13 protein-coding genes are annotated in these 15,938 nt (G+C 38.5%); 4 read left to right on the plus strand and 9 right to left on the minus strand.

The genetic code is table 11. The features are described 5' to 3' along the window. Positions 1-121: 121 nt before the first annotated feature. The 5 genes from P8O16_RS18895 to P8O16_RS18915 form a co-directional block, all read right to left on the minus strand. On the minus strand, positions 122-1,474 hold the full coding sequence (locus tag P8O16_RS18895) for a hypothetical protein (RefSeq protein ID WP_300317447.1): 1,353 nt from the start codon (positions 1,472-1,474) through the stop codon (positions 122-124). A gap of 187 nt (positions 1,475-1,661) precedes the next feature. Further along, positions 1,662-3,263 (minus strand): SulP family inorganic anion transporter, encoded by a 1,602-nt coding sequence (locus P8O16_RS18900; RefSeq protein WP_300317449.1) that lies wholly within the window; start codon positions 3,261-3,263, stop codon positions 1,662-1,664. Between the two features lie 40 nt (positions 3,264-3,303). Beyond that, positions 3,304-5,238 (minus strand): proton-conducting transporter membrane subunit, encoded by a 1,935-nt coding sequence (locus tag P8O16_RS18905; RefSeq protein WP_300317452.1) that lies wholly within the window; start codon positions 5,236-5,238, stop codon positions 3,304-3,306. Further along, entirely contained in the window at positions 5,238-7,736 is a 2,499-nt protein-coding gene (locus P8O16_RS18910) for a YbcC family protein (protein WP_300317453.1), read from the minus strand. The genes P8O16_RS18905 and P8O16_RS18910 overlap by 1 nt, the downstream gene beginning before the upstream one ends. 97 nt (positions 7,737-7,833) lie before the next feature. Continuing rightward, positions 7,834-8,205, minus strand: a complete 372-nt coding sequence (locus P8O16_RS18915) for a hypothetical protein (protein WP_300317455.1) — start codon at positions 8,203-8,205, stop codon at positions 7,834-7,836. A 591-nt stretch (positions 8,206-8,796) separates the two neighbouring features. Between P8O16_RS18915 and P8O16_RS18920 the strand changes: the two genes are divergently transcribed. Then, complete coding sequence (locus tag P8O16_RS18920) at positions 8,797-9,390, plus strand: DJ-1/PfpI family protein (RefSeq protein WP_300317458.1); 594 nt, start codon at positions 8,797-8,799, stop codon at positions 9,388-9,390. Beyond that, complete coding sequence (locus P8O16_RS18925) at positions 9,387-9,704, plus strand: antibiotic biosynthesis monooxygenase (RefSeq protein ID WP_300317460.1); 318 nt, start codon at positions 9,387-9,389, stop codon at positions 9,702-9,704. Before P8O16_RS18920 ends, P8O16_RS18925 begins: the two co-directional genes overlap by 4 nt. Before the next feature lie 6 nt (positions 9,705-9,710). On the opposite strand, the gene P8O16_RS18930 is transcribed toward P8O16_RS18925, so the two are convergent. Both P8O16_RS18930 and P8O16_RS18935 read right to left on the minus strand, forming a co-directional pair. Further along, the gene (locus P8O16_RS18930; protein WP_300317462.1) at positions 9,711-10,220 is read right to left on the minus strand and encodes a hypothetical protein; all 510 of its coding nucleotides are present in this window, start codon (positions 10,218-10,220) and stop codon (positions 9,711-9,713) included. Between the two features lie 11 nt (positions 10,221-10,231). Beyond that, the gene (locus tag P8O16_RS18935; protein WP_300317464.1) at positions 10,232-10,810 is read right to left on the minus strand and encodes a hypothetical protein; all 579 of its coding nucleotides are present in this window, start codon (positions 10,808-10,810) and stop codon (positions 10,232-10,234) included. A 110-nt stretch (positions 10,811-10,920) separates the two neighbouring features. On the opposite strand from P8O16_RS18935, the gene P8O16_RS18940 reads away from it, so the two are divergent. Beyond that, positions 10,921-11,547 carry a hypothetical protein gene (locus tag P8O16_RS18940; RefSeq protein ID WP_300317466.1) on the plus strand — a complete coding sequence of 209 codons (627 nt, stop codon included), beginning with the start codon at positions 10,921-10,923 and terminating at the stop codon, positions 11,545-11,547. 1 nt (position 11,548) lies between these two features. After that, positions 11,549-12,619 (plus strand): alpha/beta fold hydrolase, encoded by a 1,071-nt coding sequence (locus P8O16_RS18945; protein WP_300317469.1) that lies wholly within the window; start codon positions 11,549-11,551, stop codon positions 12,617-12,619. Between the two features lie 47 nt (positions 12,620-12,666). Here the strand turns inward: P8O16_RS18945 and P8O16_RS18950 are convergent, their stop codons facing one another. Together P8O16_RS18950 and xylA are read right to left on the minus strand one after the other, a co-directional pair. Beyond that, entirely contained in the window at positions 12,667-14,568 is a 1,902-nt protein-coding gene (locus tag P8O16_RS18950; protein WP_300317471.1) for a sialate O-acetylesterase, read from the minus strand. Positions 14,569-14,608: 40 nt separating this feature from the next. Further along, positions 14,609-15,922, minus strand: coding sequence for a xylose isomerase (gene xylA, locus P8O16_RS18955; protein WP_300317474.1), 1,314 nt, complete (start codon positions 15,920-15,922; stop codon positions 14,609-14,611). Positions 15,923-15,938: the final 16 nt, after the last annotated feature.

The following is a 15,938-nucleotide window of genomic DNA, read 5'->3' on the forward strand; positions in this document are numbered from 1 at the left end:
TGGAAGAACTATTATCCCAAAAATCGTACTCTTGTAAATCAATTACAGGATTAACGAAAACTGTAAACCTATAACAGTATATAATTATTAATCTGTAAACTTTTTTTAGGACGAGTCAAGTTCAAAAGGCAAATTGATATTGCATCACCAGCATTCCTTTACGAGGATCTGCAGTATTTTTTTCCAGCTTCTCTCCTATTCCTGAGGCCAAAACAGGTCTGCTTTGATAGTCTAGCGAAAGCTTGGATCGATGACCAGCTTGGAGCCAATTTACTCCTAAATCATAAACGGTAAAGGGATTAGCTACTCGTTCAAAATCAGATACAATTAATTGAGCATAGGGTTGTAATGTGCCCAATTTACCTAGCAAATCATTTCGCATCAGATAGCCAACTTGAGTATAATACACCTGACCTGTACCGATTAGAGGAAAGCTATTTCCAGCTCCGTTAAAGCTTCCTTGCCCAGCAGTGACTCCATTAGCTGGATTCATAGCTCCGCCGTTTCGAATGTAATTTGGCCCAAAATCATAATCAATATAGGCCGCGTAAGCGGTGATTGCAGTTCCTTTTTCCTTGTCCAAAGGGGAATCAAGAAACACATCCAAACCAAACTGTTTGCTTGGAGCAAGGATTTTCTCACCTTGAGCAGTAGCACGATACTCTACAGCATTTGCTTGAGAGGCAAAACCCGATCCTATGTTCAGCACCTTCTTTTTACCCAAGTAGGTTCCAACCATGTATGGGAATTGATTGCTTTCCTTTTCCCAAAATTGCCACATAAAATACCCTTGATATTGGACAGATGGAGCTTGGGCACTATAGTAAGCTTGGTTAGTCACTCCATCTGGTAAAGTTGGCACTGGACTCAACGCAGTCTGTATAGGAAATGGATTAGAGGCTGAAAGTCTGTAATCAAAACTACCTAATTGACCTTTTGCATATACCCCAAGTTTTCTCACAAACTGATCTGAAAGATCATTGGTTGACTCCTCAATAAATGGAAGATCCAATCCTAAAATGGTCCCTACTGATGAGGAAGAATAGCGAACAGTTCCATTCACTCCGTGAAGTCCAGCTCCCAAGGAAAATTTCCTGGGGATGATTGCATATTCTGCTGTCACATCATGAAGAAACATTCCAGGTTTTCTTCCTGAAAGCGAACCAAAGCTATTAATTCCAAACTGAGTGTAGATGAAAATTTGATCCGTCAGTTGGCCAAATGCCTGATACCGTACTCGCCTCAATCCAACATCAAAGCCATCTGTTTTTGGAGTTCCAAAAATGGTAGATCCAGGATTAAAATCCGTGTATCGAATCCAAATCTGCCCTAATCCAGTTCCACGGATGTAATGGGTTTTCTCATCGTTGAGAAAGATTTTGAGCTCCTTGTCTTGTGCTTTTGCATGCTGTGACATAAAGCCAAGCAACAGCAAAAACATTCCCAATAAATTATACTTTATGCGTTGATTCATTTTGATTTTTTTCGTTTGTAAGGACTTCCCAAGGCAATTGTTTTCCTGTCATTTCAAAGTGACAATCCGAATGTTTATTCATCGAATTTCCACGCGAGAGCACAAAACTACTCCCGCCATTTCTCAACCTATTTTCAAGATTGAATTGTAGAAATACCAAAACACTTTTCCTGTTCGCCTACCAATACTATTGAATAGTTTTTTTCAACTTTCGGGCAGCCAATTCGTGATCAGATGCAGGGACGTGATTCTCCAAACCTATAATGCGAACAGAGCCCCCATTTCCTTCATAGTCATGCTGGAAGTGGTGTAAATTCTCCATCACAGAGTGATCGACAAGCTTGGTGTTTTTCAAATCAATTGTAACATCAAAACCAGCTGGGATTTCTTCCAATTTCCGCTTAATACCGAGATAGTTAGAAAAAATTGCTGCTTTATCGATTTCTACCAAATATTTGTTTCCATTGAAAGAAACCAAGGTTGGTGCTTTGAAGAATGAACTGATTGGAGTACCATTCACAACGTGCATGATCACCTTCAACAAAATACCTGCTGCTATACCCACCAAAAGATCTTCAAAAAGAGTGAAGAAAATAGTCACCAAGAAAATAGCTAACTGCTCACGACCGATTTTCAAAGTATTTACAAACTCTTTAGGGTGAGCTAATTTAATTCCCACTGTGATCAACATTGCGGCAAGTGCTGCATTTGGGATCATTTCGATTACCGGTGTAGCTACCAAAACAAAGATTAGCATGAATAATCCATGGAAGAAGTTAGCCCATCTTGTTTTTGCACCGCTGTTGACGTTTGCAGAACTACGAGCCACTTCAGAGATCATTGGAAGACCTCCCAAAAATGCTGTTAAGGTATTACCAGCACCTACTGCAATAAGATCACGGTTATTGTCTGACTTGCGCTTGTAAGGATCTACCATATCAATCGCTTTCACCGTCAACAAGGATTCCAATGAACCTACCAAGGCAAACATGATGATGTATTTAATGAAAATACCAGTCATAGCCAATCCGCCAAAATCAACATTGTACTTTACGTTCTCTACAAAATTCCCAATATGTAGCAAGGCATAGGTTGGTTCGGTATGTTGAAAATCCATCAACAACTCAGCTGGAATCGCTATTAACAATACTACCAAAGGAGCTGGTATTTTTTTGATCATAGGATTCTTGATATAAGGCCAACCCATCATGATAGCCAAAGAGGCCACCCCAATTAAAGTCGCTCGTGGATCCATGTTCGAAAAGAACTTTGGAATGGCTCCAATCATACTGAAGATGCTAAGCCCCTTGTATAAATCAGGATTTACATCCAATAATACAGGTATTTGCTTAGCAATGATGATGATACCTATCGCTGCAAGCATTCCGTGAATAGCTGATAAGGGAAAGATATCTGCTAGTTTCCCAAGTTTGAATACTCCAAAAAGAACCTGAACTATCCCGGCTACTACCATAGCACCTAAGGCAAAACGCCAGCCTATTTCTCCGCCGCCAAACTCATTTACCGCGCCAGCTACTACTACGATCAGTCCTGCTGCCGGACCTTTAATTGTTAATTTAGAACCTGCAATCATACTGACTACCACACCGCCGATAATAGCAGTAAGCAGACCCATGATTGGAGGAAATTCTGATGCTTTTGCAATACCCAAACTGAGTGGCATCGCCAATAAGAACACCACGAAACCTGAAATGGCATCTGCAGTGAAGTTTTCTTTTAATCCTGCCCATCCATCTTTAGGAAGGGAAAGCTTGGTTGATTTTTCCATAATATATGTGAGGCTTAGTGACCCGATATTTGTTGAATAGTTATTTGATAGCCTTAGTGGCTAGATCATTTGAATTGAATATTTGCTTTTTTTTGATTGCTAATTCCGCTGAACTCAAGGCAGAAATCTCCTGGTCAATTTGACTACCCATAAAGAGTCTTGCTAAAATCCTGATAGTCACAATTCCCTCCATCACAAAGGTGAGTGCTGCTATTGAGGCCAAAATGATTTGATCTTCGTGAATGTGCGAGAACAGTAAATCCTCTCCTAAGAAAGTTGGAGAAAGAGGGAATCCCATTAAACCCAAAGCACTTACTAGAAAGAGGAAAGCCACAATTGGATACTTTGCTACATATCCTTTGTAATGGTGTAGTCCATGCTGCCCTGTTAACCGCTTTAGCCAATCGATGATCAACAAACCCGAAACTCCAAAGAAAATCACCCCACTGAGGTAGATGGCAACTTGAGGCCAAGCAAAGAGCTCATTCTCTGCAATCGCCAAGACCATCCAAAAGTGATTCAAGATTAATAAGATCCAACTTAGCCTTGCCGAGTTTCGCTCTGAAAAGGCTTTTAAAACCATTAGTAATGCAATAAATCCAAAAATAGTAGGGAGATAAATTCGGATGTTTTCAGGAATTTTAATCTCTGCAACCAACAAACTCAAGCCAAGAATATAGCTTGGGATAAAGTAATATAAAACTGACTTATAGCTTAAGAAATCCAATCGATGACCTAGATTTTTCAAAGGTCGGAATACGATGCGATTGATCAGTTTATCCAGATTCCATTCTTTAAGACTCCACATGTAGCAGGATAAGATCAATCGGGATGTAAAACCTGACTTTATATTCTTCTTCTGTGGATTGAAACCATAGAATTGCTCACGAATCAAGTAGCTGACAATAGAAGGTGAAACCAACAATTGATAGGTTCTTAAGAATGCATTTCCAGCGAAGTGAATCAATGCCAAGGTTTCCAATCCTGCTGCTACCTCTATAAACATGATCCCAATCTGAGTCAAAGAAGAATAGCCAATCTGAGTTTTCACAGAAGTTTGTACTCTGGCAATCATCGTGGAAAGAATAGCTGTAGTCAAACCAATCAAGGCGATTATGACTCTAACGGTAATTTGATCTTCCCAGAAAGGGAAAGTTCGTAATAGAAGAAAAACTCCTAAGTGAACAGACAAAGAACCGTAGAAAATCGCCGAAGAAGGTGTTGGACCTTCCATAGCTCTTGGAAGCCAAGAAGAAAATGGAAATTGAGCTGATTTGGCTGCTGCCGCCAATAGAAGCATTAGGGATATAAACAAGCCTAAGCCAGCATGACCGGCAAGATGTTCATGCACCAATTCTGTATTTTCCAGATTGAGGAAAGTTACATTCCCATGCCAAAGGTGGTGACTTGCCCACATCGCCAAAATCATCCCAACGTCTCCTATACGATAAATAGAGAAAACTCTGACCGCATTTCGAGTTGGCAGATAGTTGTTTCGATAAAATGCCACCAGTAGGAAAGAAGAAATTCCCAACACTTCCCATCCAATAAACAGAGTTTCAAAATTGCCTGCCAAAACAGTAATGTTGAATCCCAAATAAAAGAAGAGAATAGTATTGAAGAAGCGCTTATAACCGGGCTCACGATGGAGGTAATATCGACTGTAAAATGTGATCAAAAATGTCAATAATGACCCAACAACAATGTAAACTGCTCCAATACGATCAAAGAAGAAATCGATCAAAAACTCAAAATTAGGATTTTTGTAGAGTACATACTCCTCCAAATTAAGAGTCTGAAACCCATTAATTCCCCAAAAGATCAAGAAGATAAATATACTTAGGAGGTTAAACCCTGCAGTGTAGAATGCAACCTTTGAAAGTAGGTTTTCCTTCTTTTCAGGAACTAATAAACTGACTATAAAACCGATGAGAGGTATCCCAATCATCAGTTGGATCCATGCTGATAACTCCATTAAATTGAATCGATTAAGTACACTGGAAGATTTCCTGCTTTATCCTTAACATTATCCTGTAAATGCTCGATATGCTCGATTTTACTTACAGGGATATATTGGACAAACTCACCGTCTTTATATTGGAAAAACTTTTTGGTTCTCGGCTCGATCACCACAAAGTGAACCCAATAATTTTTTACCCATTCATAAGTACCAGGGTTTGCTTCAAACACCCGCATCACTACTTCTGGATCATGCTCTACGATCAACATCAATCGGATGGGATCGTGAATCTCTACCATTTGATAAGGCAATCCGGTTTGCAAATCACCATCTGCTCCATTTGCCACACCGATTAGCCCCATGACATTATGAGGTAGCTTGGTTCCTGCACCCAACTTGGCATTATCCATTCTGGAGAAATAATATTCAAGATTAATTCCCCCGCAAACAGGAGCAGCAGCGCCAAGAATTTTTGTTAGTGCTACACCATCCGGATCTTTTCGATAATCATAGGAATTAAGAAATGCACGACGATCAAGGAAGAGCCCTTTAATTGTAGATTTCCTTGAGACAATACAAAGACTATTAGTTGCGTGATTGTATTCAGGTCTTGGTTCAAAAAGCGAAAAAGCTCGCTTTTTAACCGATTCATGAATTGAAACTGAAGATTTTGTCTTGGATTGGGTTGCAAATCTTCTGGAACGTTCTACAGAATTCACATCCAATGCCTTGTTGAATTTCTTCACATTTTCAAGATGTGCTTTCGCATTTTCTGGATTCAATACATCAAGATCATAAAACTCGATTTCATCCTTAGTGGTGTCGTGAAGTGCTCCGACAAATTGAGTGTTTGATTCGATCTCAATTCCACGTTCGGCTAAAATCACCCTCACTCTAGCATCATTTGCCATGTGAGCAGCCACTCTAGCATTGACAGAGCCAGGTCTACCACAACATGCGCCACAATCGTAACCAGCGTAATGTGTATTATTTATGCTTGAAGCTCCATGACCAACAAGATAAATTAAGGGAGAAAAACGATCCATTAATCCAATACTACGGAGCATACCCTCTACCCGATCAGCCATTTCTTCCAATTTGAAACCGATCTGTAAATCCCCTTCAAATTCTCCCTGATGCTCTATACTCAAGGTTCCCTTAGGATCCATATGCTTGAAAGAAGATACTTCCAACGCAGAGGAAGAAGGACTGAAGATGTTTTTCACCAAATTGACTGCTGACCAAAAGCCAACGGTCTGAGCACTAATCCATCCTCTTACTAATGAATGATTGTATTGATTAAAATGGACATCTTTTTGAAGTTTCTTATGATCCGCTGTTTCCTTAATGAGATATTTAGGAGTCATTGGTGCTGGACAAACTTTGGTATGAAATTTTCCAAACTCTGGCTGAAAATAAAACTCCACATTAAAGAATCCCGGAGTACCATAGGTCGCACAGTTCGGATCTACAAATTCCAAATATCTTCGAGTAGAACATTCTCGATCATCTATGCAAAATAGAGCCTGAAAACTTGGAAGATTCGGAGATTGGAGGGCTGGCTTCACGTGCATGATACCAGCTAATACTTCATCGTAATAACTCCACTCAAATGCTTCCTGGAAGCATTGAAGGATTAAATCTTGCTCTCCAAAGGGATTGTTCTCGAATAGTTCTGAGGTATGGTGCGGAAAACGAACGCCAATTGGAATCCAGTTCTCTCCAAATTTCTGATCTAAGGCATCAATCTCAAGCAAGCATTCGAAGATGACTAAATCCTCAAATTTGATTGATTTTCGATCTAAAAGAGATTGGGGTTGATCTTCTAAGACTGAGATCATTCCAGACCAACCTGGATGAGCAAATTGCTGATCAAATAAATACCAGCCAAACGCTTCAGGCTTTCCTACTAGGATTTCTAGAAGTGATTCCAATTTTAGTTTCGGATCTTCAATCAATCTTTTAACTCGATCACTTTTAAACAGTGAGGAGTAACTTTGTGAATGAATCTCTCGAATTGATTCCAAAAACCCATTTGCCTCAAGCGGAAAAGCCCAAAGTGAAATACCTTGGTCCAAATATGCAGACAGAAGTCTGAAAAGGAATGGATGAATAACTTTATCCAAATTGATATGGTAATCCACTTTCCAATGAGCTCGAAACGAACCAACTTTTGAGTAAGGGTTCTCAACTTCAGGAGATTCAAGAATTTTCACAGCCCAGTGAACTGCCTCTTCTTGCCCAAAGTGGTTGCTCAGGATCTTCTGTAAGATTTCACTTTTGATTTTCCCCTCCTTATAGAGAGATTTATATTCATCGATTGACAAATATCCTGTATAGCCAAATTGTACATTGGCTTGTTTTAATGCCTGATGGAATGGAAGGTGTTGAAAAGCATGCAAGGTGTTGTGATGGACAAAGTCCTTCAACGGAGCCTGACTAGGCAGATAATGCCTTAATTCATGCATAATCTCATCTAATCCATAAGCATGGGAATGCTTTGAATGATTCATAGTTAGAAAACTGGTAAATGTGAGTAAATGGCTCCCCTTAAATGGGAAGCTGTTGTTCAATCCAAAAAGATTGGAAAGGATGGCAATTGCCTAAAAATCAACCAGGAAAGGATTTCCAGTTATGAAAAAGGTCGTATAGATGTAATCCTTCTATCTTCGGTTTTGAAGAATAGAAGGTATTCTCCCAGTTAGAATAATTCTTTTTGGAGACACCTTGAGTTGCTGTCTCTACAAAATAAAGCAGAGGAAGATTTTCTGATTCTGTTTTTTCCTCCTCTTGATTTTCTATGAGTAGTATCTCAAACTCCGAATCTTCAAGAAGTAATGGGTGAAGCTTACTATCAGTGATTTCAATAGAAATCTTTGCTTCATCTGAATTTGAAGCAAGGCCCAGCGTATCGCCAATCTCAATTCCGAATAGGAAAAGAGACCTAAAGACAAATAATAATACGCTTAAGATTAAAGTCATATGATTTAAAGACCTCGAAATGTAGCTATTTTTTGAAAAGATTAAATAAATATTCAAAAAATTTATGGTATCCATATATTTTACTTATATATTTTTCATTATCCATTAAATACACCTTTCTAAAAAGCTCTATTTTAAATATTATGAAATCGAAAAAGATCAAAAAAAACGTTAAAAAAATAAGTCCGGCTATTAACCGGACTTAAGGGGTGATTTAAACAACTTTACTAATTTTTTGAAACGGGATATTTTTTTTGATTCCGCAAAAGATGAATCCAATTTCAGGTTATTTTTGAAGGAGTTATTTTTGCTTAATCAGCTTAAATTTTCACATCCTGTTTAGAACATAATTTTATTCAATTGATTCTCTTTCGGTTGAATCAAAAGCATTTAAAGCTCTTAGGAAATTTGAACTATAAACGATTTTTTTTATGAAAGCTTGCAAAAGTATATCCAAGATCTGAATCGTACACCCAAAAGACTAATTATTTGATATTAATCAAAACACTGATATTCTGATTATTGATTCCTTTTTGATTAATGCTCATTTTAAGGGTTCCAATTGATTATTTTCGAGTCAAATTTATATCTATGAAAACAGTTGGAATATTCCTCTTTGATGAGGTAGAAGTATTGGATTTCGCAGGTCCGTTTGAAGTTTTCTCTGTTGGTTCGCAATTTTCAGACCCGAAAGAATTTAAGGTATTTACATTTTCTGCAGAGGGTGCCAGTATAAAAGGAGTAAATGGACTTTCAATAAACCCGGAATTCGGGATCTCTAATTTGCCTCAAATCGACTATTTAGTTATTCCAGGTGGAGAAGGTTCAAATAAAGTAGTTGCCCAAGAGGAGTTACTTAAGAAGCTTCAAGGTTTAATTGATTACAGCGAATGGACGATGACAGTTTGTTCAGGTTCACGGATTTTGGCTTGTTTAGGACTTTTGGATTCTAGACCTTTTTGCACTCACAATAGTGTTTATTCAAATATTTCGGAGATAAGTCCTTCTGCAATTCCAAGACCTGACAAACGATATATTCAATCTGATTCCAAGCTCTATACATCAGCAGGAATTTCTGCTGGAATAGATCTTGCTTTTTATCTTTTGGAGAAAACATTTGGGAAAAAACTAGCTTTGGAAACGGCGCAATACATGGAATATACAAATTACCCTGCTTCAAAATGATTGCAAATACTCCCCCTCCGCCCTACTATGCAGTAATATTTACTAATCTCAGAACAACAATTGAGGAGGGATATGCACAGACAGCTTCCGAAATGGTTGATTTGGCAAGTCAACAGCCCGGATACTTAGGGAATGAAAGTGTTCGTGATGGTTTGGGAATTACCATCAGCTATTGGAAAAGTTTGGAAGACATCAAAAACTGGAAGCAGGTAAGCGATCATCAACTAGCTCAGAAACTCGGCAGAGAAAAATGGTACAAAGCTTACAAAACAAGGATTTGCTTAGTTGAGCGTGACTATGGTTTTGAAGTTTAAAAAAAATTAAAATGCATACCCAACGCTAATTCCTGCAAATAGAGGCCAGAATACTCCATTCCCAAAAAAAGGAGTAAGACTTGCTCTAAAAAGAAAACCACCGTCAACAGGCTCCGACCGGTATCCAAAGATCATATTCCCAGTAATTCCATCCCCAAAAGTCCGATCACTCCCCGAAGCAAAAGTATTCGATCGATCAGAAGCTAATAGATATGTACCGCCTAATCCCATTTCAAAATATTTCCCTCGCTTTCCCAAAAGATAATTTAATCCAAAAGGAAAAGTAGCTACTGAAGTCCCATCCAAAGCAAAATAAGATCCGCCTACTTTAAAACCGAATCCATCAAGACGATTTTGGAATCTTTGATCATAATTAAAGGAATAGCCAATTCCATTACCTAAGACTTCGAGATAAACTGCCCGACTTTTTGACCGAGCAAAATCATCTGAGTAAGACTGCGAGAAAACAGTATTATGTAATCCTAAGATCAGAGTTAAAATAAATAAGTATTTCATTAATAGGACTTTTAGAATGCATAACCAAAACCCACTCCTGCAAAAAGTGGCCAAAATCCATTGTTATTGAAAATCGGATTCAAATTTACTTTCCAAGTAAATCCTCCGTCTTTTGGAATTCTCCTGTAACCAAAATTCATTGTACCCATCACACTTGGTGATCCATCCACATCAAGAATGAAGGAATAATTATCCTCATAACTAGAATATGAATTACATATGAATTCACCATTTGGTCCAAAAGTACCATCGGCACAATAGGTATAATTATATTTGTCGTCATAAGCGAAAAATGTAGCACCTAGTCCTATTTCAAAAAAGTGAACACCTTTTCCAAACAAACGATTGACCATGATTGGTGCTGAGAAAAAAGATTCGTTTGTAGTCGTATATCCTCCAAGACCTACCCGCATTCCCCATCCTTCGATTTTGGATTTGTCAAATCTAAAATCATAATTAAAACTATAAGGGAGTCCTGCACCACCTAATTCGACATAAATAGATTGAGAAGGGACTTTTGATTCAAACTCCTGTGCGCTGGCATTAAGCACAGAGAAGATCAAAATAATTGAAGTAAAAAGGTATTTCATAGTGTTTATTTAGGAGTATTTGCTACGATGATACGTGTTATTTTGGAAATAGATGCCTAGTATTTTATAAATTTTAAAGTAATTGAACTTGAAACTAAATTTTACCAACCATGAAATTTAAGATTACAAAAAAGTCATTTTTCTTTCCTAGTGATTTCAAGGTGATTAAATCAACATTTGGAGTTTTTTTCACCTATATGGGATTTATGATTATAGGATCTTGTATTGAAAATATCGATTCTGACCCATTTGGCGGATGCCCATCTGCATTTAAAGGATTAGCAAAAGATATAAAAGTGCTTTATGGACCCTACACAGACAATCGTTATTCTACCGAAAACGACCTAGTATCCTTCAATGACTTCTCCTTCAATCTTGAGTTGGATATTGAAAAGTCCAATGAAGCCAATCTGGACTTTTCATTTCCTGGTAAGGCTTATGCTTTATCCTGTTTGGAGATTTTTAATGTTGGTAATATTTCAAACATCGCCATTATCTTAGCTGCTCCCTACGAAGGAATTCAAATTGGGACAGATATTTCCTATTTGTTTTTTGTCAATGAGGAGGAACGATTATCTGAACTTCGTGATTTTTCTAAAATTTCCAGATACATAAGTCTAAAATTGGAAAAAGCTCCTGAAAAAAATACTCAGCTTAAAACAAAAACAGTTTTATACCTTCGTGACGGAACACAAAAAATCTTTGAATCCACCTCCCCGACCCTAATCCCGAATTAATATGCTTCGCAAAATATTTCTAGGCCTTTTCGCCACTGCAATGGTTTTAGTCATTGTTTACATGCTTGGACCAAAAGTAGAACGAGAGAAATTAGTTATTGTATTTCCAGAAGTACCTACTCGTCTTTCAGAATTATCTTCTTATGTAGCAAATCGAGAGGACACTGTAATTGGATTAAAACCTGGAAATGAAGCCTACATTGTTTGGGCAGATAGCGCTAATAAAAGCAAGACTCCCTACTCCATTGTATATATCCATGGATTTAGCGCTAGTCCAATGGAAGGTGATCCTGTTCACCGATTTTTGGCTGCACATTTTGGGGCTAATCTCTTTGTAACCCGACTTCCGGAACATGGAATCAACCGTGAAAATGGCATGGAATACTTAAGTGCACAAGCTCTGGCAAATGCCGCGGGTGAGGCTTATCAAATCGGAAAAAGTCTAGGTGATGAAGTGATTGTTGTGGGAACTTCAATGGGTGGGGCTTTGAGTATTTTGCTAGCCAGTCAACAACCCGACATCAAGGCTTTGATGCTTTACTCGCCTGCAATTCGAGATTATGGGAATCGCTTGGAAGCTTTTTTTTCGCCCTGGAGCAAAAAGGTAATGGAAGCAACAATGATGGATCAGAAGGTTCTTTATCAAAAGCGAGAAGGGGAAAAGCTAGCCTATTGGTCTGATCAAATCCATGTCAATGGCTACGAAAGCCTTGCCGTGCTGATGTACAGTGAAATGAATAAACCTACTTTTCAAAAAATAAAGCAGCCCCTATTTTTAGGTTATTATTATAAAAGCGAAGAAGAGCAGGATTTCGTGGTTTCAGTTCCTAAAATGCTTGAAATGTTTGAAGAAGTAGGAACTCCAGCTGATTTAAAAGTAAAAAAGGATTTCCCTAATTCCGGAAATCATGTCATCGGAAGTTCGATCACATCTAAAGATTGGGAGGGAGTTTTATTTGCCTCTATTGACTTTTTAGAAAACACCGTCGGGATTCCTTCTAGAGAAGAATATCAGGAGCGAATAGATCAAATGCTGGAAAGCGAAAAAATATTAGAAGAACCAGGAAATTAAAAAAAGGGTCAAGTTTAAATTACTTGACCCTTTTCCCAGTTTCTCTTCTATTCAAAATTAAAGCGAAATGGTTCGGTAGGAAGTCCTATCGAGTTAACCAGATTTACATTTGGATTATCGGCCCAAGCATATCTTATCTCCCCATTCGCGAAGTTTTCTGGCAAGGTCACCAGCACAGTAGTTTTATCAAGTAATTCGACATTTGCTTTTGAAAAATCTCCTTTTGAATCTCCAATAATAAACCCTAGCAACTCCTCTCCTTCTTTAAGCTGAATTCCGTCACCAAGGGATTTAAATTTTATTTTTAAACTCGTACCTTCTCTTTCAAAACTTTCAAATTGAGGTCCAGAGGCAAGTATATTTTCTCCGTATGCAACATTTCTAGCTTGTAGCCAAAGTCTCTCCCCAACGTCTTTTTTATTTCGTGGATGTATGTCTTTTTCCTCCCCAATATCGATGATGACTGCCATTCCGGTGTTTGGGAGTTCTAAGGTATTCTTTTGTGCCTCTCTCAAAAACGCCCAATCACTATCCGGTTGAACATCCTTAGGTTCCATGAAATTAGCCAGTTGCACAAAGAGAAAAGGGAAATCCCCAATTTGCCAAATGTTTCTCCAGTTGGTAATCATATTGGAAAAAACTTCTTTATACTCTTCATGTCTCCCTGCGTTGCTTTCCCCTTGGTACCAAATCGCACCTTTAATTGGATATTTAGCAAGTGGCAAAATCATCGCATTGTACATCATCCCAGGTTTGAAAGCGTAGAATTCTACAATTGGCAGTTCCGGTTCAACAATATTATTAGAATAAGACCAAGTTCCCTCAAGTGAAATCTTAGTACCGTTTTGATCTAGGTACATTTCTCCGGGACTTCCGATTACTGGTTGATTGTTCCAAGTATTAACAACTCTCAAAGTCAGCACATTTGTACCTTTTAGAAGAATGGATTCTGGCAGAATAATATCCTCCATTGGTTTCCCCCAATCCTTGTAAAATACTTGCCTTCCATTTAAATATACATATGCCATCTGATCAATGGCTGGAAGGTGAAGTGATACATTTCCTGTATCTTTTAGGGAGAACTTCTTTCTCGCCCATGCGATATGCTGAAGTGGATTAGCGGTCGGAAGAGCTATTTTTCTCCACTTCGAATCATTGTAATCCAAGGAAGCAACTTGAACAGCAACTAAAGAGTCAGGATTTCTAGCTTGAAGATCACGAATCTCTCTACGTTTTTCGTTTGTCAGATTTTCCTTTTCCCACTTTTCTCGGTTCGCTAGGATTTCTTGAGCTTCTTCCTGGTATGAATGTGTCTGAGCTGCTAAAATCTCCAAATCAGTCCAACCTTCAGCTGGTGATCCTCCCCAGTTTGATTCAATAATTCCTACCGGCACATTCTTTTCAGCATGATTTCGCTTCGCAAAAAAACAAGCAACAGCTGAAAATTCTGGTAAATTCTCTTTTGTTGCTACTTTCCATTCTCCGCCTTTTAGCTCAGTTTGTGGGATAGCACTATAAGTGTTTGGAACTTTGAAAAACCGAATTTCGGGATTTCCTCCTTCTTCAAATTCCTGCTCAGCACCTACAACGGAAGCTTTTAATTTCCATTCCATATTCGACTGCCCACCAGCAAGCCAAACATCGCCTATGTAAACATCGTTGACCTCTTCTTCATTTACCTGAAGTATGTATGGACCTCCCGCTTCAGATTTTGGAAGTTCCACAATCCAAGTACTATCTACATCCACACTTGCACTTCCTACCAAGTCAGCTAAACTTACACGGACCTTCTCACCTGGAATACCTTTTCCCCAAACCGAAATAGAAATATCCCGCTGAATAACCATTCCGTCAGAAAACAATCTAGCGAGCTGAACTTCAGAATCAAACTTATCAGAATCACAAGAGAAAATAGCCAGAAAGGCTATAGAATAAAGGAGCTTTTTCATAGTCAAATCGATAAAAAAGAGACCCGAAGGTCTCTTGTTGTTAAATGTAACGATTTAATAGGTTTTCAAAATATTCTTGCTTTCCAGATATTTTTTGAGGTTCTCCATGCTCAATTGCATAGTTTCTTAAATCCTCCAGGGTTAATTCTCCGTTTTCGAATGCCCTTCCTTTACCGAGATCAAAACTTGAATACCGATTCTTTCTTCGCTCGAGGTAATCGGATTTATCCAAAATATCCTGAGCTATGAGCATGCCTCTGGCAAATGCGTCCATACTTCCAATATGAGCCAAGAATAGATCTTCCATATCTGTAGAGTTTCTTCTGATTTTTGCATCAAAATTTACTCCCCCTCCTTGAATCCCTGAGGAAGTCAAGATCGTCAACATAGCCTCAGTCAATTCTTGAAGATTTAGCGCAAATTGATCTGTATCCCATCCATTTTGATAGTCACCTCTGTTTGCATCTATACTTCCTAGCATTCCTGCATCTGCTGCTACTTGTAGCTCATGCTGAAAGGTATGTCCTGCAAGCGTCGCGTGGTTGACTTCAATATTCAATTTGAAATCTTTATCTAGTCCATACTGACGCAAGAATCCAATTACCGTCGCAGAATCGTAATCATACTGATGTTTTGTCGGCTCCATTGGCTTTGGTTCGATAAAGAAAGTTCCTTTGAAGCCATTCTTTCTTGCATAGTCTCTGGCCATTGTCAAGAATTGAGCAAGGTGCTCAGTTTCTCTTTTCATATCGGTGTTCAATAAGGACATGTACCCTTCTCTTCCACCCCAGAACACATAATTCTCTCCATTCAAGGCTATGGTTGCATCAATTGCATTTTTGACTTGAGTTCCTGCCCATGCAACTACATTAAAGTCTGGATTTGTAGATGCACCATTCATGTAGCGTGGATTAGAAAAAACATTCGCAGTACCCCAAAGTAATTTCACTCCAGTATCTGCTTGTTTTTGCTTGGCGTAATCAGTGATGATTTGCATATGCTTCTCATACTGGGATAAGCTCGATCCTTCATCGATCAAATCGATATCATGAAAACAATAATAAGGAGCTCCGATTTTAGTAATAAACTCAAACGCGGCATCCATTTTATCTTTCGCGCGCTGAACTGGATCCGAAGAGGCATCCCATGGATGCACGATTGTTCCAGGTCCGAATGGATCTCCACCAGTTCCACAGAAGGAATGCCAGTAAGCTATAGCAAACTTGAAATGCTCCTTCATGGTTTTTCCCGCAATTATTCGATTTTCATCATAGCAGCGAAATGCCAACGGGTTATCGGATTCTTTTCCTTCAAAAGAAATCTTATCGATAGTTGAAAAATAAGTTTTTGACATAATTCAATGGTTTTTT

Source organism: Algoriphagus sp. (genome assembly GCF_029254265.1).
GTDB lineage: Bacteria > Bacteroidota > Bacteroidia > Cytophagales > Cyclobacteriaceae > Algoriphagus.